This window comes from Nonomuraea antri (assembly GCF_013283785.1).
Taxonomy (GTDB): Bacteria; Actinomycetota; Actinomycetes; order Streptosporangiales; family Streptosporangiaceae; genus Nonomuraea; species Nonomuraea antri.
Map to the genome: position 1 here is coordinate 1 of NZ_JABCPZ010000094.1, position 18,601 is coordinate 18,601.

15 protein-coding genes are annotated in these 18,601 nt (G+C 63.5%); 9 read left to right on the plus strand and 6 right to left on the minus strand.

Going from position 1 to position 18,601, the window contains the following annotated elements:
• On the minus strand, positions 1-808 hold an 808-nt coding region (locus HII36_RS27775; RefSeq protein ID WP_173526209.1), incomplete at its 3' end, for an ATP-binding cassette domain-containing protein.
• Positions 809-915: 107 nt separating this feature from the next.
• Between HII36_RS27775 and HII36_RS27780 the strand changes: the two genes are divergently transcribed.
• From HII36_RS27780 to HII36_RS27795, 4 genes are all read left to right on the plus strand, one after another.
• Positions 916-1,719: a TetR/AcrR family transcriptional regulator gene (locus HII36_RS27780; RefSeq protein ID WP_173526210.1), complete on the plus strand. Its 804-nt coding sequence runs from the start codon at positions 916-918 to the stop codon at positions 1,717-1,719.
• A 60-nt stretch (positions 1,720-1,779) separates the two neighbouring features.
• Positions 1,780-2,403, plus strand: coding sequence for a Uma2 family endonuclease (locus tag HII36_RS27785; protein ID WP_173526211.1), 624 nt, complete (start codon positions 1,780-1,782; stop codon positions 2,401-2,403).
• 167 nt (positions 2,404-2,570) lie between these two features.
• Positions 2,571-4,796 (plus strand): GmrSD restriction endonuclease domain-containing protein, encoded by a 2,226-nt coding sequence (locus HII36_RS27790; protein ID WP_173526212.1) that lies wholly within the window; start codon positions 2,571-2,573, stop codon positions 4,794-4,796.
• Positions 4,797-4,875: 79 nt separating this feature from the next.
• Positions 4,876-6,507, plus strand: coding sequence for a GmrSD restriction endonuclease domain-containing protein (locus tag HII36_RS27795; RefSeq protein ID WP_173526213.1), 1,632 nt, complete (start codon positions 4,876-4,878; stop codon positions 6,505-6,507).
• A gap of 28 nt (positions 6,508-6,535) precedes the next feature.
• Here HII36_RS27795 and HII36_RS27800 read toward each other — a convergent pair whose 3' ends face one another.
• Complete coding sequence (locus HII36_RS27800) at positions 6,536-7,018, minus strand: ATP-binding protein (protein ID WP_173526214.1); 483 nt, start codon at positions 7,016-7,018, stop codon at positions 6,536-6,538.
• Positions 7,019-7,145: 127 nt separating this feature from the next.
• On the opposite strand from HII36_RS27800, the gene HII36_RS27805 reads away from it, so the two are divergent.
• Positions 7,146-7,970, plus strand: a complete 825-nt coding sequence (locus tag HII36_RS27805; RefSeq protein WP_173526215.1) for a helix-turn-helix domain-containing protein — start codon at positions 7,146-7,148, stop codon at positions 7,968-7,970.
• Positions 7,958-8,170, plus strand: coding sequence for a DUF397 domain-containing protein (locus HII36_RS27810; RefSeq protein WP_173526216.1), 213 nt, complete (start codon positions 7,958-7,960; stop codon positions 8,168-8,170). The genes HII36_RS27805 and HII36_RS27810 overlap by 13 nt, the downstream gene beginning before the upstream one ends.
• Before the next feature lie 97 nt (positions 8,171-8,267).
• On the opposite strand, the gene HII36_RS27815 is transcribed toward HII36_RS27810, so the two are convergent.
• The 3 genes from HII36_RS27815 to hsdR form a co-directional block, all read right to left on the minus strand.
• Entirely contained in the window at positions 8,268-9,416 is a 1,149-nt protein-coding gene (locus HII36_RS27815; protein ID WP_173526217.1) for a restriction endonuclease subunit S, read from the minus strand.
• Positions 9,407-10,894 carry a class I SAM-dependent DNA methyltransferase gene (locus tag HII36_RS27820; RefSeq protein WP_173526218.1) on the minus strand — a complete coding sequence of 496 codons (1,488 nt, stop codon included), beginning with the start codon at positions 10,892-10,894 and terminating at the stop codon, positions 9,407-9,409. Before HII36_RS27820 ends, HII36_RS27815 begins: the two co-directional genes overlap by 10 nt.
• A 192-nt stretch (positions 10,895-11,086) precedes the next feature.
• The gene (gene hsdR, locus HII36_RS27825) at positions 11,087-13,543 is read right to left on the minus strand and encodes an EcoAI/FtnUII family type I restriction enzme subunit R (RefSeq protein WP_173526219.1); all 2,457 of its coding nucleotides are present in this window, start codon (positions 13,541-13,543) and stop codon (positions 11,087-11,089) included.
• A gap of 259 nt (positions 13,544-13,802) precedes the next feature.
• Between hsdR and HII36_RS27830 the strand changes: the two genes are divergently transcribed.
• Genes HII36_RS27830 through HII36_RS27840 form a run of 3 tightly spaced genes read left to right on the plus strand, consistent with a single transcriptional unit; the run spans position 13,803 to position 16,833 of the window.
• Positions 13,803-14,045: a hypothetical protein gene (locus HII36_RS27830; RefSeq protein ID WP_173526220.1), complete on the plus strand. Its 243-nt coding sequence runs from the start codon at positions 13,803-13,805 to the stop codon at positions 14,043-14,045.
• Entirely contained in the window at positions 14,042-16,246 is a 2,205-nt protein-coding gene (locus HII36_RS27835) for a hypothetical protein (protein WP_173526221.1), read from the plus strand. The genes HII36_RS27830 and HII36_RS27835 overlap by 4 nt, the downstream gene beginning before the upstream one ends.
• Positions 16,243-16,833 (plus strand): hypothetical protein, encoded by a 591-nt coding sequence (locus tag HII36_RS27840; RefSeq protein WP_173526222.1) that lies wholly within the window; start codon positions 16,243-16,245, stop codon positions 16,831-16,833. The genes HII36_RS27835 and HII36_RS27840 overlap by 4 nt, the downstream gene beginning before the upstream one ends.
• Positions 16,834-16,878: 45 nt before the next feature.
• On the opposite strand, the gene leuA is transcribed toward HII36_RS27840, so the two are convergent.
• Entirely contained in the window at positions 16,879-18,585 is a 1,707-nt protein-coding gene (leuA, locus tag HII36_RS27845; protein WP_173526223.1) for a 2-isopropylmalate synthase, read from the minus strand.
• Positions 18,586-18,601: the final 16 nt, after the last annotated feature.

The window sequence follows — 18,601 nt, forward strand, 5'->3', positions numbered from 1 at the left end:
GGCCGGCGCCGGCCCCCGAACGGTCGGCGCCGGCCCCGCCGGAGGCGGTGAGGACCTCGGACAGGGCGTGGGCGGCGGCGGGCAGGTCGCGGGCCCGGGCCAGCCGCAGCACCAGCCGCTCGGCGCCCACCTGGCGCTTCAGCGCGGCCGGCGTGTCGTCGGCGACCACCCGCCCGCCGTTGATCACCGCGACCCGGTCGGCGAGCTGGTCGGCCTCCTCCAGGTACTGCGTGGTCAGCAGGATGGTGGTGCCGGAGCCGAGCAATTCCCTGATCACCGCCCACAGCTCGGCCCTGCTGCGCGGGTCGAGGCCGGTGGTGGGCTCGTCCAGGAACAGGATCCGGGGCGCGGCCACGATGCTGACCGCCAGGTCCAGACGCCTTCGCATGCCGCCCGAGTACGTCGACACGCGCCGCTCGGCGGCCTGGCCGAGGTCGAAGCGTTCGAGCAGTTCGGCCGCGCGCCGCTGGGCCGCCCCCCGGCCCAGGTGGTACAGGCCGGCGAACAGCTCCAGGTTCTCCTTGCCGGTGAGCAGTTCGTCCACGGTGGACTGCTGGGCCGTCAGGCCGATGGCGCGGCGCACCGCCACGCCGTCGCGGGCCACGTCGTGCCCGGCCACGCTCGCGGTGCCGGAGTCGGCGCGCAGCAGCGTGGTCAGGATCCGCACGGTCGTCGTCTTGCCCGACCCGTTCGGCCCGAGCAACGCCTGCAGGCCACCGGTCGGGACGGCGAGGTTCACCCCGGTCAGCACCCGGTTGTCGCCGAACGACTTGCCCAGGCCCTGAGCATGGATCGCCAGATCTGTCATGAGCACCCTTTCTGCGTGCGTCGTACTCTGTATCTTATACGCAGTTATATTCCTATCATGGGCGTGGGTATGTGATCCCGTCAAGACGACCGGCGTGAAGGAGTGGGATGCCAGAGGAGCACGCGCTGCCTCCCGTCGTGGCCCGCATGTGGGGTCGCGAGCCCGAGACGCGCCGGGGTCCGCGCCCGCGCCTGGACCTGCCCACGATCGTCGCCGCCGCCATCGAGATCGCCGACGCCGAAGGGCTGGCCGGGGTGTCGATGAGCAACGTGGCCAAGCGCGTGGGCCTGGCCACCATGGCGCTGTACCGCTACGTCGGCAGCAAGGAGGACCTGCTCGCGATCATGGCCGACCGGGCCGCGCCCGCCCCGCCGGAGCGCGGAGACCTGGGCCGGCGCGAATACCTGACCGAGTGGACCCGCGCCAACCGCGACTTCCTGCTCGACCACCCCTGGTTCCTGTCGATCGCCAAGCTCGGCCCGCCGGTGGGCCCGCAGATGACACTCTGGTTCGACCGCGCGCTGGCCGCGCTCGACGGCGTGGGCCTCGACGCGGGCGAGCGCGTCAACGTCGTCACGGCGCTCACCGGCTACGCGCTCACCGACGCCGCCCTGGCCCTCGGCAACGCCGACTCACCCCTCGCCGAGGCCGGTCTCAAGGGCGCCACCGACTACGGCGACATGCTGGCCAAGCTCGTCGATCCGGAGCGCTACCCCGCGCTGTCGGCCGTCGTGGGCGAGGGCGCCTTCGAGGGCGCCGACGAATGGCACCAGGACGACGACTTCTACTTCGGCCTCGACCTCCTGCTCGACGGCGTCGAAGCCCTCATCGCCCGCCGCGCCCAACCGCCGGATAGTGGGCCGCATAGTGGCGTGTCGGCCTACGGGCCGCCGACTTCGCTCCCACGATAACTGTGCTACGGCGGAATTCTCCGTAAGCTGGCCTTATCGCCCGCGATCGAGGAGTTGCCGATGACAGCCTTGCCGGAAGACAGCTGGCTTCTCAGCATTCGCCCTCAACCCGGTCGTGTCACTTCCGAGGAATACGAGGAACTTCCAGAGGAGATCGCCAGAGCGATCGAGATCGTGGACGGATACGTCGTCTTCTGCGAGTCCCCGACACCCGATCACCAAACCGCTGGCCGACGGCTCGCCAACCTCCTGGAACGCCACGCCAGACAGGCCATGAGCCGTGGACACGAGTGCCTCACCGTCAACAACGACGTCGATCTCCGATTGCGAGACGTGCCGCTGCTCAACCGCCGGCCGGACGTCGTTCTCTACCGTTGCCTCGATCGCGAGCGCGGCGAGAGACTCCGCGCCGAGCACACTCTGCTGGTCGTCGAGATCGTGTCACCCGGCTCGGAGACCCAGGACACCACCGATAAACTCGGCGAGTACGCCAAAGCCGGCATCCCCCACTACTGGATCGTCCGCCTCGACCAGATCGGCGTATCCACCATCGAACGCTACCGGCTCGATCTCGCGGCGATGCTGTACAAACACGTGGGCACGCTGATGAGAGAGTCCGACCCCACCCCCGCTATCACGAACCCGCTGCCCGTCACCATCGACTGGGCCGACCTCCAGTTCTGAGGACGAAAGCGCACCACGGATTCGCCTTCCACTGGGCCGCCCTCATCGCCCGCCGCGCAGTACGCCTCGCACTTCATGGCCGCGATCGGTCAGATTTTGTAACACTTCTCCGCCGAACGTGATAGACGGGGAGTAACTACCTATAGAAGAGAGGCGAGCCTGATTTCATGGCGGACAGTCCTATCCCTGGTAATGGTGTAACCGTTCAACAGCTGTTCAAGAACAGCACGTTCGCCTTGGACTACTACCAACGGGAATACACCTGGACACGCGATGAGATCCGGACTCTGATCGAGGATCTCAGCCGTCATTTCCTTCCTCATTGGAACCCGCTGCACGAACGGGAAGCGGTCGACGAGTACACCCCTTACTTCCTCGGCCCCTATGTCTACCATGAGCATGGCGGACGCACCTTCCTCGTCGATGGTCAGCAGCGCATCACCACCCTCCACCTCCTGCTGATCTATCTTCGACAGCTTCTTCTCGATCAGGAAGTGGACGTTGAAGTTGACATTGCCACCTTGGAAGGGCTCATCTACACCGCCCGCCACGGCAAGCGGAATTTCACCATCCAGGCGAACGAGGAACCCGTCCGTGCCCAGTTGCTGAACGCTCTCATGAGGGACTGGACCAGTCTCAACGGTTTCACACTGCCCGACGACACCCCGGTCTCGGTCAAAAATCTCTACGATCGGAGCAGGGAGATCGATGAGGACTTCCCCGAGGTCTTACGAGGCGAAGCACTTCCCTTCTTCGTTGAATGGCTGCTCAGCCGGGTATGTCTGGTTGGCATACGAGCGCTGAACCAAGAGAACGGGCGCGAGATCTTTGTGTCGATGAACGATCGAGGTCTCCGTCCCAGCCCTGTTGACCTTCTCAAAGGTCACCTCTTCCGCCGAGTGGGCCCGAAGGCACGAGTGGAACTCGGCAAGGCATGGGCAGACATGCTGACACGACTGGCTGCCGCGGAAGCCGATCTGCACGAGGCCAATGCACCTAGCGCCTATGTCCGCTCGTTTCTTCTCGCTCAACAGGCCGATTTCGACGAGACCTTCGCGGACCCCATGGAGATCGAGCGAGCTTTTCACGAATGGGTTGTCGACAACGAGGTACGGCTGGGGCTCGATCGCCCGACCGGTGCTCACGCCTTCATCAAGAAGCTCACGGGCATCTCCTCGCGCTACTGCACAGCGCTCCGCGCCAGCCGGGAGTTCAGGCCAGAGCTGCCAGCCGTCTTCTTCAACGGCCACAACGGCATCGATAACCAGCTCACTCTGCTTATGGCCGTCGCTCACCCGGACGACCCCGAGCGTGTCTTCGTCGAGAAATGCGCACTCGTCGCGGCATTCCTCGATCTCATCTATGTGCGGCGATGCGTCAACAATCTCCCCGTACAACGCCGCGACCTCGACGAGATCATCTACAGAGTGATCCCCACGCTGCGCGCCTGTCCCTCGGCTAAGGAGATCGCCTCAGTCCTCGGCCGGGAAATCGCGCTACTGGACCCCGATTTCCGCGAACTCAAGTCCTTCGGTCTCCGTGCCAACAACCGCCGCCTCGTCCGCTATCTCCTCGCCCGGATGACCGCTCACGTCCAGCGGGCATGTGACGGCGGGGATCGCGAGGGCGAGTACTTGCAGGGCCATCTCAATTATGAGATCGAGCACATCTGGGCGAACAAATTTGAGCGCTACAAGCCCCTGGTCAAAACTGTCGCCAACTTCGATCACTGGCGCAACCGGCTTGGTGCGCTGCTAATTCTGCCCAAATCCATCAACGCGAGTTTCCGAGACGATCCCTACGAGCAGAAGATCGAGCACTACCGCACTCAGAATCGGCTCGCGGCCTCTCTGCATCCCAAGAGTCGCGAGAGGAACCCGGCATTCGTCAAGTACATCAAGGCGGCGAAGCTAGACCAGGCGTTCCGCAGCTGCCCGTCCTTCGGAACCAAGGAGATAGAACAGCGTCAGGAGCTGTATCAGCTGCTCTGCGAGGAGATCTGGGATCCTGCCAGGCTCGGTTTCAGGGTCCCGAAGATCCAACCCACCCCTGAGCAAGTGGTAAGACGGCGCAGCCGGGCCCACTACGGGATCGAGGTCATCGACCTGATCAACACCGGACTGCTGTCGCCGGGAGCTAAGATCTTCCGAAGGTGGAAGGGCGACGCATATTTCGCCACTGTCGAGCCCGACGGGGTGATCAGGCTGGACACAGGCGAGCCCTTCCACTCGTTGTCAGCTGCGGGGGCTGCGGTCGCGGGGACAACGGCATGCGCGGGTTGGGACGTCTGGAAGATCGAACGCAGCGGTGTTCTGATCCCACTCAAGGACCTCCGCAACCAGGCGATAACACGTGATCTTCCGAGACAGCGGCACAGCAGTTCCTCTCCCTAGTCTGATAAGACCATCATGATCTACAGAGACGCGGCCATCTTGACATGGCCCTTGCCGCCATCGTTTCCCCGGAGAACACGTGCAGCGACCATCTCCCCGCAGGCAACTTCCCCGCGACCCCGAGCCCTCGACTCCCCGGCTCGTCAAGGTCGCTGGAGACATCCTCGCCGGCCGCATCGTCCTGCCCAAGTTCCAGAGGGATTTCGTCTGGTCCCGTCAGCAGATCCTCAATCTGCTCGACTCCGTGGCCAAGAACTACCCCGTCGGCAGCATCCTGCTCTGGGAGAGCGATCAGGAGCTGGCGAGCGAACGGACGGTCGGCGGGCTGGAAGTCGACTCGCTACCAACCGGCCGGCACGTCAGCTACCTGTTGGACGGCCAGCAGCGGCTCTCCACGATCTGTGGCGCGCTGTACTGGGAGCCCGACGGGGACCCGAGGAGCCCGTGGAACATCGTCTATGACCTCGGTCAGGCGGCCTTCCTCCATCGAGAAGACATGGCGGAGCCTGCGCCCGAGCAGTTTCCGTTGCGCTTCCTCCTCGACAGCGCGGAGTTCTCCGTTCGGCTGGAGCGGATCGGCGACGAGGAACTCAAGCAGCGAGCGCGCCTGCTGCACAACCGTTTCGCGGACTACCAGATCGCGGTGGTGACGCTCCGCGACATGTCGATCGAGGAGATCGGCCTGGTCTTCGAGCGCATCAACACCACTGGGACGCCGCTGAGCCTGGTGGAGTTCATGCGAGCCGCCACCTGGGCTCCGGACTTCGATCTGCTGGACTCGATCGACGCCATCAAGGATGTCCTGCACCGCAAGAACTACGGGAACCTCGATCCGAAGATCCTTCTTCGCGCCATAGCGGCGACCGCCGGGTTCGGCTACTCCCGAGGAGACGTCGAGCAACTGCGCCAGCTTCCCAGACCACAGCTCAAGGACGTGATCGAGGAGACCGAGGAGGCAGCCAAGCGCGCCGTCGACTTTCTCGCCACCGAAATCCGGACTCCTTCATCCAGGACGCTGCCCTACGAGACCCAGTTCGCGATTCTCGTCAGCATCTTCACCTGGCTGAAGAGACCGACGGCCGCCCAGTTCGCCGCCATCCGCCGCTGGTTTTGGCGGACGACTCTCGGCGGCAGATACCAGAACTGGAACCTCAACCAAATGGCGGCCGATCGTGCCGCCGTCCACGACTTCGTCTCCGGCGGCAGTTCCGAGATCGACGTTCCGGTTTCCATGCCAGGTCCCGAGATCTGGCGGCGGAACAGATTCAGCGTCGAGAACGCGGTCTCCAAGATGGCCGCGCTCCTCATGGCCGGCGCGGTCCCGCTGGACATCCGTACGGGAGCGACCCTGGACACCGGCAAAGCTCTTTCCTGGGCCAACGACAAGGAGTGGCACCACTTCTTTCCCAAGGACTACTTGAGGAAGCATCAGGGGACCGATTTCAGCAGCGCCAACGTTCCTGCCAACATCGTGATGCTGAGCTCGGCCACGAACATCTTCGTCTCCAACCAGCCTCCCGCGGGGTACCTGCGGGACTTCGCCGACGAGATCGGCGAAGAAAGACTCCTCGCCCATCTGGCCAGTTGCCTGGTGACCAAGGAGGCGTACGAGGCCGCGACGTGCAACGACTACAAGGAGTTCCTGCGGATCCGCTCGGAAACCCTTCACCACCGCGCCCTGGGCCTCGCCGGACTCGCCGCCTCCACATGATCAAGCTGCGCCGGTGCAGCCTTCACTGTCAGCCTGGCGCCGCGTCCATCCGCCGCTCGGGGACGAGTACCGCCGGGGCAGGAAGGGGAGACCGGATGACGCACCAGACGGTGCGGCCAACGCCTGGGCCGTGCTCGCGGACCCCCCAGTCCTCGGAGATCTCGCTGATGATCATCAGCCCACGACCGCCCTCCGCTTGCGTCTCCTGGCGGATATGAGGTGCGGAGAACGAGGAACCTGGGTCGCGTACCTCCACGTAGACCATCTCCGCGGTCGCGGCGACAGCGAGCCCGATGAGGTCGTAGGGCCTGGCGTCGGAGTGCTGGAGCGCGTTGGTCAGAAGCTCTGACGCGGCCAGCACCGCATCGTCGCCGGCAGGGTGGTCATCTCCCAGCCACTGGCGTACTTGAGTACGTGCGTACGAGACAGACTCGCGGATACCCGCCAGATGAATCGAAGCAATGATCTTAGGCTTCGCACTCGCTGATTTCATCAATTCACCTGCGTCCATGAGTCGATCTTGTCTTTCCTTGTCCACCATCCCAAACTTCAGCTACAGTCAGTAGTCGATCGACTTCGACTTGATATCAACCGTTCAAGTGAAACCTCTTTGAACAGTGGCATCCCCAGGAGGTCAAGTGCCGAAGGAAAGCGAGCTATGCCCCGCCGACTCCCCGACAGCCCTCTTCGGGTTCGAGTTGCGGCGGCACCGCAAGGCCCGAGGGTGGTCGCAACTCAGCTTGTCGAAGGAGGTTTCCTACTCCGTCGGCACGATCAGCATGATCGAGACCGCCAGGCGGTCACCGACGGAGGAGTTCGCACGCCTCTGCGACGGGGCGCTGGAGGCGGAGGGAGCGCTGATGCGCCTCTGGCCCATGGTCAGCCATGCCTCGGCCCCGCCATGGTTCCGGCCCTGGCTCGATGTGGAGGCCACGGCGGAAGCCATTCGCACCTGGGAGCCGCTCGTCGTACCCGGCCTGCTCCAGACCGAAGACTACGCCAGAGCGATCCTGAGCGGAGAGCCCGGCGTATCGCCAGAAGAGATCGAAGAGCACGTCACTGCTCGGATGGAACGACAATCGATCCTCCGGCGACCCAAGCCACCCATTCTCTGGGTAGTCCTCGACGAGGGTGTGCTGCACCGTCCCATCGGGAGCCCCCACATAATGGAAGCGCAGCTCACTCATCTTCTCGAAGCCGCACATGCCGTTCGAATCACCATCCAGATTCTTCCCCTCGACGCGTACTCGACAACCGGCCTCCTTGGAGGGTTCGCGATCGCCCAAGCCCACGGCACCCCCGACACGGCATACGTCGAAGCTGCATCCAACGCCCAAGTAACCGACTGGACAGAGAGCGTTAAAACTCTAGCATTCAGGTACGAAGGGATTCGTTCTGAGGCGCTGTCCCAGCGTGAATCCGTAAAATTGATCAAGGAGACGAGGCAGCGATGGACCAGCTGACCCAAGAACTGCGGACAGCCACATGGGTCAAGTCTTCCCACTCGGGCAGCAACGGAGGCAACTGCGTGGAGATCGCTGAACTAACCTGTGGACGCCGAGGCATCCGCGACAGCAAAAACCCCAACGGCCCCATACTGGTCTTTACACTCAGCGAGTGGGACGCCTTCATTAACGGCGTGAAGGGCGGCGAGTTTGACTAATCGCTATCGACTAAAACAGAGAATCTCCACACTTACTTGAGACCTACCATCGACGTGCATGAATGACCCAGGTGAACAGGTCATACGGGCCACCCATTCATAGTCGGCCATGGAATGCCGCGTTCAGCACCGATGTCCTCAAGGCTTTGGAACCCTCGGCCATCGCAACCGCTTTCGCAAGACCACCTGTCACTCCGTCAAGTACTCGAACAACGCGGTCCTGGACATCACGCCCAGGCAGGGGAATGCGCAGTCGCTCGAATGCCTTGATCCCCAAGGTTCGATTGCGGTCCGCCATACCAGGCGAGCAAGCACCCACATCGGCGAGCCCCGCCTTCGAAAGAAGGTAGTAACGAACAAATCCAATATTAACCCGTGAGTCACGGGGTGAATAGAAGAGAAAGCGATTCGACGCCACACATTCGAGATCTTCCCCAGTGGTAACGCTTATCGCACCCTCCCACGCCTTGATGTTACTGAGCACGAGTGCGTTTTCAGGGAATGCAAAGTAGCGCAGTTTGCTCAGTTCTGCACCCGGAACAGGCGCGTACCGGATCGTCCCCTTCCCGAACGAACGAAGGCCAAGGGCACGATAGGGGCCATCCGGATCAATCTCGATCGGCGTCCGATCGGCTCTCAACACCTCTATGATCTGGCATCGAGGAGGATCTTGCGCCACTACAGAGGCCAATACGGACTCAACTGTGGCGGCGCTCGTACGGCTTATGCCACCCCTCAATTCTTCCATCCGGCCAAGCTTGCCCAAGGCAAGATCCAGACGAGTAGCGACATTTCTCTGCCGGTCAAGCTCCGGCAGGCAAATTTCCATCGACTCAAAGTCTTTTATAGAGAGAGTCTGGTTTCGCAAAACCGTCCCAGTCGAAGTTCCCCTAATCAACCTGAAGCCCATCTCACTCTGAAAGAAATAGTTTAGATACGATAGATCAACCTTCTCCGTTGGCGCATAACTCAAGAATCGACTGGAGGCTATGCACCCCTTCTCGACGTCTCCCGATACCGCAATAGCACCTTCCCATGCCATGATATTACTGACGATCAAGCGGTTCGGCCTCAGTTCGAAGTAGCGGAGCTTGCTGAGATCTCCCCCTCTAGTCGGAGTACGATGAAAGATTCCCTTCCCGAAGGAGCGGATACCAATCTGCACATACTCGGCGTCAGGGTCTATCTCCAGAGGAATACGCTCAAGCTTGAGAAGCGAGCCCAGTGCTACTCGCTTTACGCCCACTTCGACTCCTCAAGGTCAACGGCGAGTCCTTCGAGGAGGCCGAGAATTTGGCGTTCCATGGCGATCAAGTCCGAGAGCAGTTCTGCTGGCGGACGATGAGCGAGATCGTCTTTTGCATTGAGATTGCTCAGGTCGAGGTTGAATCCGCCCGCTTCGATGTCAGCAACCGGAACCCGCCAGGCATGCTCGTTCTCCTGGCGTCCCTCCCGCTTCCGTCCGCCCCACCAAGCCGCGCACTCATCGAACTCCTCGTCGCGCATAGGCTTGGTCTTGCTATAGCCTTTTCGTCCCTCAGGAGGAAGGATCTCGTAAAACCAGGTCTCCTCGGTCCGCCCGGTCTTCTCGAAGAAGAGCAGGTTGGCCGGAATCTGTGTATAGGGCGCGAAGACGCCCTGCGGAAGCCGTACAACTGTGTGAAGATTGCACTCGCGCAGCAAACGTTCCTTGATCCGAGTTCCTGCTCCCTCACCGAAGAGCACACCGTTGGGGAGGACGATCGCGCATCGGCCGCCGGGCTTGAGCTTGTCGAGGATGGCCACGAGGAACAGCCAGGCCGTCTCCTTCGTCCGGATCCCCTTGGCGAAACGCTCCGAGATCGAGTTCTCCTCCTCACCGCCGAACGGCGGGTTGGTGAGGATGACACTGACCTTGCTCGCGTCTCCGGTCTCGCTCGTCATCTGGACCAGGGCGTTGTTCCTGACGACGGCAGGCGTGTCGATCCCGTGCAGGATGAGATTCATCAGGCAGAGCAGATAGGGAAGCGGCTTCTTCTCGATGCCTCGCAGATCCTTCTGGAGCTGCTTCCACGCCTCAGTGCCGTCGGCTTTCACACTCAGTTCTTCAAGGCTCTCCACCAGGAAGCCGCCCGTCCCGCAGGCCGGGTCGAGGATGCTCTCCCCCAGCGACAGGAACGACTGCTTCACCATGAACCGGATCACCGGTCTCGGCGTGTAGAACTCGCCTGAATCTCCGGCGGCGTCGCGCATCTCCCGGAGGATGGTCTCGTACAGGTAGGCCATCGTGTGGATGTCGTCGCTGGAAGCGAAGTTGATCTCATTAAGCTGCCGGACGAGGTCACCCAGGAGATAACCGGACAGCATCCGGTTGTGCATGTCTTTGAACAGGTCGACGAGCACGTTGTCACGGGGCGCCTCGTCCTTGAGATCTCCCTTGAGATAGGGCAGCAACCTGCCGTTGACGAAGTCCCGAAGCGCGTCGCCATACAGATCGTCATCTTCCGCCCAGTCGCGCCATCGATACGGCGCCTCGATCGCCGGCCGGTAACCGCGATCGGCCAGCCTCCTGCTCTCTTCCAAAGCGTCGAAGGCGCGCAGAAACAACAGCCAGGAGAGCTGCGGCAGCCGATCCAGGTCACCGTTGAGACCCGCATCCTTACGCATGATGTCCCGGGCGGACTTGATGACCGCGCCCAATCGAGCACGCGAGGTCTTGTCGGCGGTCTTCCCAGCCGCTGCCATCGATGCGGATCCTTCCGTCGTCTCTGCCGTCGTGTCCGACACGGCTGCCCTTGGGGAAACGGAATGTGCCCGCCAGGACAGCGGGGAGGCACACCTACCGGGTCATGGACGTGGCTCATCGTAGTGGACGGTCACGGCGGTTCGGGTTCACTGTGCGGGCGCCCAAACGGCGAACCACCCGTGGCCTTTGAACTACGCGGCGTCGTAGACGTACAGTCCGAGCTGGTCGAGAGCGTCCCAGAGCCGCTCACCCCCGCCGAACCGCGCCGCAAGTTCCGGCAGGGTTCCCCGTTGCCTGAGCGGAGGCGATTGCAACGCTTCCGAGCCCAGTTCGACCGGACCGTGCTCGGCGTATCTGTCCAGGACGAGTTCCAGGATCTCCCGCGCATCCGCGGAGAACGAGCCCAGGAATTCCTGGTATTCCCTCCGCACCCGGCGGGCTCGTTCCCTGCGCGTCATGGCCGGGAACTCCCAGGCGGCGGCGAGCAGGAGGTCGAGTGGATCGGCGTCGGGATCTCCCATCTGCTCGGCCAAGACCTTGAAATCGATTCCGAGGTGTTCCAGCGCCCGAAGGATCTCCGAGCGTGACCTGGCCCGCGCCCACTGGCCGCGCAGTTCGGTCGCGCTGAGGTTGAGCTTGCGAACCTGGTCGCCGACGAACACCCGATACTCGACCATCTTGGGTCGGCCGCTGTCGGCGTCCATCACATAGAGCGTGTCGTTCCAGATGAAGACGTCCTGGCCGTCCACGTAGAACCTACGGGCACGGGTGGTCAACGCCGAGACCAGTTCATCGTCACTCATCCCCTCGGCTGGATCAAAGAGGCCGCCCTCCTGCTGCTCAAAGCCAGCCTCCGGCTCGGCAGCCGATGAAGGCTCTCCTTCTGGCTCCTGTTCGACAGTCTCGATCGCACTCCCATCGTCGTCTAGCTCGACCTCGTAACGGCGGATGGGAGGGCCGTCGAACTCGGGGTCATTGAACTTCCTGGTCGCGTAGACGAAGTCGATGATGTCGAAGCTGAACTTGCCCCTGTCCTTGAACAGCCTCGTGCCGCGTCCCACGATCTGCTTGAACTCGGTCATGGAGCCGATCGGCCGGAAGATCACGACATTGCGCACCATCGGCATGTCGACACCGGTCGAGAGCAGTCTCGAAGTCACCGCGATCACCGGAGCGTCGCCGTTTACCTTCCTGAACTCATCGAGGTGCGCGAGTCCGGGGTCACCGTCTCTGGAGGTGATCCGGACCACGTAGTCTCCGCCGTACTGTCTGGACAGATCCGCGTTGAGGTTGTTCAACTCGGCGCGCATCCGGCCGGCGTGATCGGAGTCCACGCAGAAGACGACGGTCTTGTTCATGCGGCCGGTCTCATGCAGCAGGGCCGTCAGATACTGGGCCGCGACCTCGGTGCGCTCCTTGATCGCCAGCACCCGCTCGAAATCCGGCTGCGTGTATTCTCGATCGGGGATGGGGTTTCCGTGGATGTCGACCTGTCCCGGCTCCGGCTGCCAGCCGGTGACGTCGACGTTGATGTTGACTCGGCGCACCCGGTAGGGAGCGAGGAAACCGTCGTCGATGCCGTCCTTCAGGGAATATTCGTAGACGGGTCGGCCGAAGTACTCGTAGGTGTCTGCATCGCGTTCACTGATGGGGGTCGCGGTGAGGCCGATCTGCACGGCCGAGGTGAAGTGCTTCAGTATGCGTTGCCAGTTGGAGTTCTCCCGTGCGCTCCCCCGGTGGCACTCGTCGACGATGATCAGATCGAAGAAGTCCTCGCCGAACTGCTCGAACAGCGCCTTCCGGTCACCGGCCGTCTCTCCACCCTGCTGGTCAAGGGACTGGTAGAGCGCGAAGTAGATATGACGGCCGAGCTTCGCCACCCCGCCGCCCAGCTTGTGGACGGCTTCGCCGAACCCCGGCACGAAATATTCGTCCTTGGGCTGGTCCACCAGGATGTTCCGGTCGGCGAGATAGAGCACGCGAGGTTGACGCCCATCGACCCATCCACCATGCGACAGCTTCTTCACTACCTGGTACGCCACGAGTGTCTTGCCGGTACCGGTGGCCAGAACGAGCAGAATGCGATCCCGGCCTCTGCCGATGGCCTCGACCGCCTTGTTGACCGCGAGCCGCTGGTAGTAACGAGGAGTCTTCGGAGTATTGTCCCAGTTTTTCAGCGTCTGATCGAACGGTGTGAGTACGAGGTCGATGGCGCGCTGCAGGTCAAGACCCTTGGCCCGACGGTAACGGGCCCACAGTTCATCAGGTGATGGATAGGCGCTGACCTGAGTGATGAGCCCCGTGTCCAGGTCGATCTCCTGGACCTCAAGCCCGTTGGTCGCATAGGCGAACGGCACTTCCAGTTTCCTGGCGTACCGTTTGGCCTGCTCGACACCGTCGTTGGCGTTGGCAGAGGTCCGCTTGACCTCCACGATCGCGATCGGCAGGCCCGGGCGGTACTCGAGAGCGTAGTCCGCGCGCAGTTGCGCGCCCCGCCGGGGCCGGCCTCCGGCGGCGAGGATCTTCCCGTCCGTGATCGCGTACTCGTCGACCAACTGATCCCGATCCCACCCCGACCGTTTCAGCTGGCTCTCAACGAGTATCCGCCGGGTTTCATTCTCGTTTGGGGAAAAGGATCCATGGGCCACGGTCAAATGTTACTCAACGGGCTGATGAAAGATCGCGCCTCTACCGAATCGCAACGGTGACCGGCGCGTCCTCGACTCGCCACCGATCCAGAACATGCCAGCTACCAGGCGAAACGTGTCATTCCCCCATAAAGCTCGAAGGCGCCATACCTTTCAGCGACGTTTCGCTTGTTCTGTTGACGCGATGTTGATTAGCTTGTGGCGCGCGGGAGACGCAGCCTCCTGATCTGGCTCCCCGGCCGTCACAAGGGGGAACATCATGGCCGACCTCGACCGCCAGGCGATGCAGGCCGCTGCGGAGCGGATCCAGCGGCTGTCGGACGAGCACTGGTGGGCGCTCGATCCCTCCTGTCGGCTGATGGACGACGACGCGTGGGTGGGGTCGACCGGCACCCGGTTCGACACCCAGGTCCACGCCGATCAGCGGGAGCTGCGCGACATGCTCGCCAAGGCTGTGCAGAGCGCGAACCAGAAGCTGGGCTCGCTCCAGGACAGGCCATGAGCGAGTTCACCGGGGTCAAGCAGCCCGAGTTCGACACCATGACGAGCAAGCACACCGAGGCCGCCAGGCGGCTGGAGGAGCTGGCGCAATCCCTGCACCGCGAGTTGCAGAGCGCCGGGCTCGACACGTCGCCGGCGGCACGGCTGCGCCAGTTGGCCGCCCGGATCACCGGGCAGGCCGACGACCTGCGCCGGCGGCAGAAGATGGTCCACGAACTGCAGCAAAAGAAGGTCATCTTCGGCATGAGCATGCCGAAGGGAAACTTCCTGGAGCTGCCTGACAGCCTGCATGCCGCCCAAGGGCTGCTGGACGGCACGCTGGCGGGCCGGGCCGCACAGCAGGCGGCGGACGGAGACACCAAGGCGCTGGCCGAGCTGGAGAAATACGCGTCCCGGCTAGGCGACCCGGAGTTCGTCAAAGTGTTTCTCCGCATGCTGGGCCCTCGGGGCCTGACCCGGCTGCCCGGATCGCTCGCCGCGCAGATACGCGACGCCACAAAGCATGGCAAGACCGATGAGGCGGCCAAACTGGCAGCGTCGAGCAGCCGGATCCTGCGCATGCTGAGCACCGCCCTGGCCAAGGGCACGGACCCCAAGAATCCCGCCTACATGGGAGCCGACTTTCTCAAGAGCCTGGCGAAAGAGGGCCGGGCCGAGCACAAGGCCGGTGACACCAGGTATTCGGGTTACCAGGCTCAGGCACTCATCTGGCGTGCTCACGACGGGAAATCGCCGTTCTCCAAGGAGTTCATGGAGATCGTCGGACGCGACGTGATCGTGTATGAACACGAAGAGCGCAAGTCCGAATGGGCGGCGAGCAAGGACGCGCTGGGCCGCGTCTTCGGCGGCGCTCAGGTCCCCATCGTCGACCTGGCAGGAGCGCTCGGCCTCGGCACCGCGCTGCGTCCCGGTGTGAACGCCAGCGCGCCGGGCAAGGGCAGATCCTCGATCGTGGACGACCTGTTCCACGCGGCGAGTTCCAACCGGGAGGCGTCACACGCGCTGTTGAACCACACCCCGGCCGGCTGGAAGGAGTCCGTGCTGGACTACCTGCTGACGACCCGGTGGCCCGCGTCCACCTATCTGGGCAACCACCAGCCGATGCGCGACATGCTGACGATCGCGACGACCGGCCAGGACGCGACCTCCGGTCAACTGGCGGCCGAAATGACCAAGATCATCGCCGACGCGGTACGTCCCGCCTTCGGTAAGGCCGACAGCGGCAACTTGGAGATCAAGAACAGGAAGATCTTCGACCGGTACGCACCCCTGAGCTACCCACTGGGCCGCGCGATCGCCGCCAACATCGACCAGCTCTCCCAGCTCTACCTTCATCGCGCGACATTCGGTAAGGCCGTAGCTCAGGACATGTCCTACGCACTGCTGCTGGCCAACGCCGACGACGCGGCCTTCGATGCCCTGGTGGGCGCACAGACCGAGCACATGCGAAAGGCGCTCGGAACCGCGCCTCCAGTCGGCCTCGACTCCTCGAACGCCGAGCGGTTCGGTTTCACGAAGGCCGACGTAAAAGCGTACGACCTCAATGACAACGGCCGGGTCGACAAAGCCGACGTCATCCAATTCCTGACAGACCGAACCGTGGAGGAGGCGAGCCCCTTCACACACATCATGGAAACCCGCAGACAAGTTCTGATCGCACAGGGCTTGAACGACAAGAAGGTAGACGAGTCGCTGAAAACCATGGTGGGCAACGCGATCGGGCTGTTCCCGGTTCCAGGGGCCAAAGCCGCGGGGGCACTAGCCAACGGCGTCTTTGGCGAACTGGTGGGCAAGGGGTACGAAAAACTCGCCGAGGCCGGATATGACGAGCTGTCCAAGCATGTCGCCCAGCGAATGTCCGAGCATGGGCGCGGCATCGATGCGGCGCACCAGACCTTGGCGGACAACCGGCTGGCGACAGAAAGGCTGGCCGAGCAGATGCTCGCCACCGCGATGCTGACCAAGGGCTTGTTCGACGAGGCTCCCCCCGAGGGCGAGACGTTCGTCGACGGGGAACCGCCCAGGGTCAAACCCTTCGCTGAGATGAGCGCACAGGAATACAGCGCGTTTCTTCTTTGGGCTCGGGACAAGGGGGGAAGCAGCAGCATATTCGACCGTTTCTCCGGCACGTTCCGCAGAACGAACGAAGTGGACGACTATCTGGGCCTGAAAATTCCCTCCTCTTCTGGAGACGACGAATGAGGGGCTTCCAGCTGCCTGTGGCTCTGGCGGCTCTCTTGCTGTTCGCGGCGGCCTGCACGACCGGCGAGCCCGTCGCCCCCACACAGGCTCCAGCTGGCCAGCCGATCGCGGATCTCCCGCCGTACGTCTGCGAACTCGTCCCTGAACAGGCGCTTCGCCTGGTGAGCGGGATCAACGGGCCCGTGACGGCGACGACGGCCGGCACCAAGGAGAGCGGTCAGTGCCGGGCTCCCGCCAGTACTCCCCCGCCTCTTCAGGTGAACTGGCTGCAGGCGGACGATGCGGCCGGTCAAGAGCATTTGGACTTTCTCATGGACGACCGGCGCAAGCTCTACAGCAGGCACAGCCCGAAGCCTCTTCCCGCCGACCTGGGCAACGGCATGACCACCTACCTGACAAACAGCCCGCTGGCCGATCAACCGTATCGAGTGAGCGCCGAATTCCGTTGCGGCGGCGAAGACCGGATGATCGACATCTACCTGGCCCAGGTCGTCAAGGGCAGGGACGGGATCAAGGACCTGATCGAGCTCATGCGCATCGCGCAGAAACGCTACGGCGAGTTGTACAGCTGCAAGCTCGACGCATGACCACCCGAGCCCCTTGTCCGGGGCCCGGGTGCCGGTGTCACGACGTCAGCGGGAGGCGCGGTTGACGGCGGAGATGATCGCCTTCAGCGAGGCCGTGGTGGTGTTGGCGTCGATGCCGACCCCCCACAACACCTGGCCGTCGACCTCGCACTCCAGGTACGAGGCGGCCTTGGCGTCGGTGCCCGCGCTCATCGCGTGCTCCACGTAGTCGAGGACGCGCACCTGGATGCCGACCGCGCTGATCGCGTCGATGAAGGCCGAGATCGGGCCGTTGCCGGTGCCGTCGATCTCCCGGATCTCGCCGTCGAGGCGGATGTCGGCGCTGATGCGGTCCTTGTCGTCGACGGTCGACTCGTGGCGGTGGGCCATCAGGCCGAGCCGGCCCCAGCGGTTGGCCGGGTTGGGCAGGTATTCGTCGCGGAAGATCTCGAACATGGCGGCCGGGCTGATCTCGCCGCCCTCGGCGTCGGTGCGGGACTGGACGACCTTGGAGAACTCGATCTGCAGCCGGCGCGGCAGGTCGAGCTGGTGATCGGCCTTCATGATGTAGGCGACCCCGCCCTTGCCCGACTGGCTGTTGACCCGGATCACGGCCTCGTAGCTGCGGCCGATGTCCTTCGGGTCGATCGGCAGGTACGGCACCGCCCAGGTGAAGGCGTCGACCGGGACCCCGGCCGCGGCGGCGTCGATCTCCAGGTGCTCGAAGCCCTTCTTGATGGCGTCCTGGTGGGAGCCGGAGAAGGCGGTGTAGACCAGCTCGCCGCCCCACGGGTGGCGCGGGTGCACGGGCAACTGGTTGCAGTATTCGGTGACGCGACGGATCTCGTCGATGTCACTGAAGTCGATCTCGGGGTCGATGCCCTGGGAGAACAGGTTCATGCCCAGGGTGACCAGGCAGACGTTGCCGGTGCGCTCGCCGTTGCCGAACAGGCAGCCCTCGATGCGGTCGGCGCCGGCCAGGTAGCCCAGCTCGGCGGCGGCCACGGCGCTGCCGCGGTCGTTGTGCGGGTGCAGCGACAGGATGATCGAGTCGCGGTGCTTGAGGTTGCGGTGCATCCACTCGATCTGGTCGGCGTAGACGTTCGGCGTGGCCATCTCGACGGTGGCGGGCAGGTTGACGATGACCTTGCGGTCGGGCGTGGGCTGCCACACCTCGTTGACCGCGTCGCACACCTCGACGGCGTATTCCAGCTCGGTGCCGGTGAACGACTCGGGCGAATACTGGAAGTGGACGTCGACGTCGGTGGCGTCGGCCAGCTTCTTGACCAGCTTGGCGCCCTCGACGGCGATGGCGGTGATGCCGTCCTTGTCCTGGCCGAACACGACCCGGCGCTGCAGCGTGGACGTCGAGTTGTACAGGTGGACGATGGCCTGCTTGGCCCCCTCGATCGACTCGAAGGTCCGCTCGATCAGCTCCGGCCTGGCCTGGGTCAGCACCTGGATCACCACGTCGTCGGGCACGCGGCCCTCTTCGATGATCTTCCTGACGAAGTCGAAGTCGGTCTGCGAGGCGGCCGGGAAGCCCACCTCGATCTCCTTGTAGCCCATCCGTACCAGCAGCTCGAACATCTGGAGCTTGCGGTGGGAGTCCATCGGGTCGATCAGCGCCTGGTTGCCGTCACGCAGGTCCACCGCGCACCAGCGCGGCGCCTTGGTGATCACCTGATCGGGCCAGGTGCGATCGGTCAACCTGATCGGCTGGAACGGCTCATAACGCTGGAAAGGCATGGAACTGGGCTGCTGAGCGGTCATATCCGGGGCTCCTCGT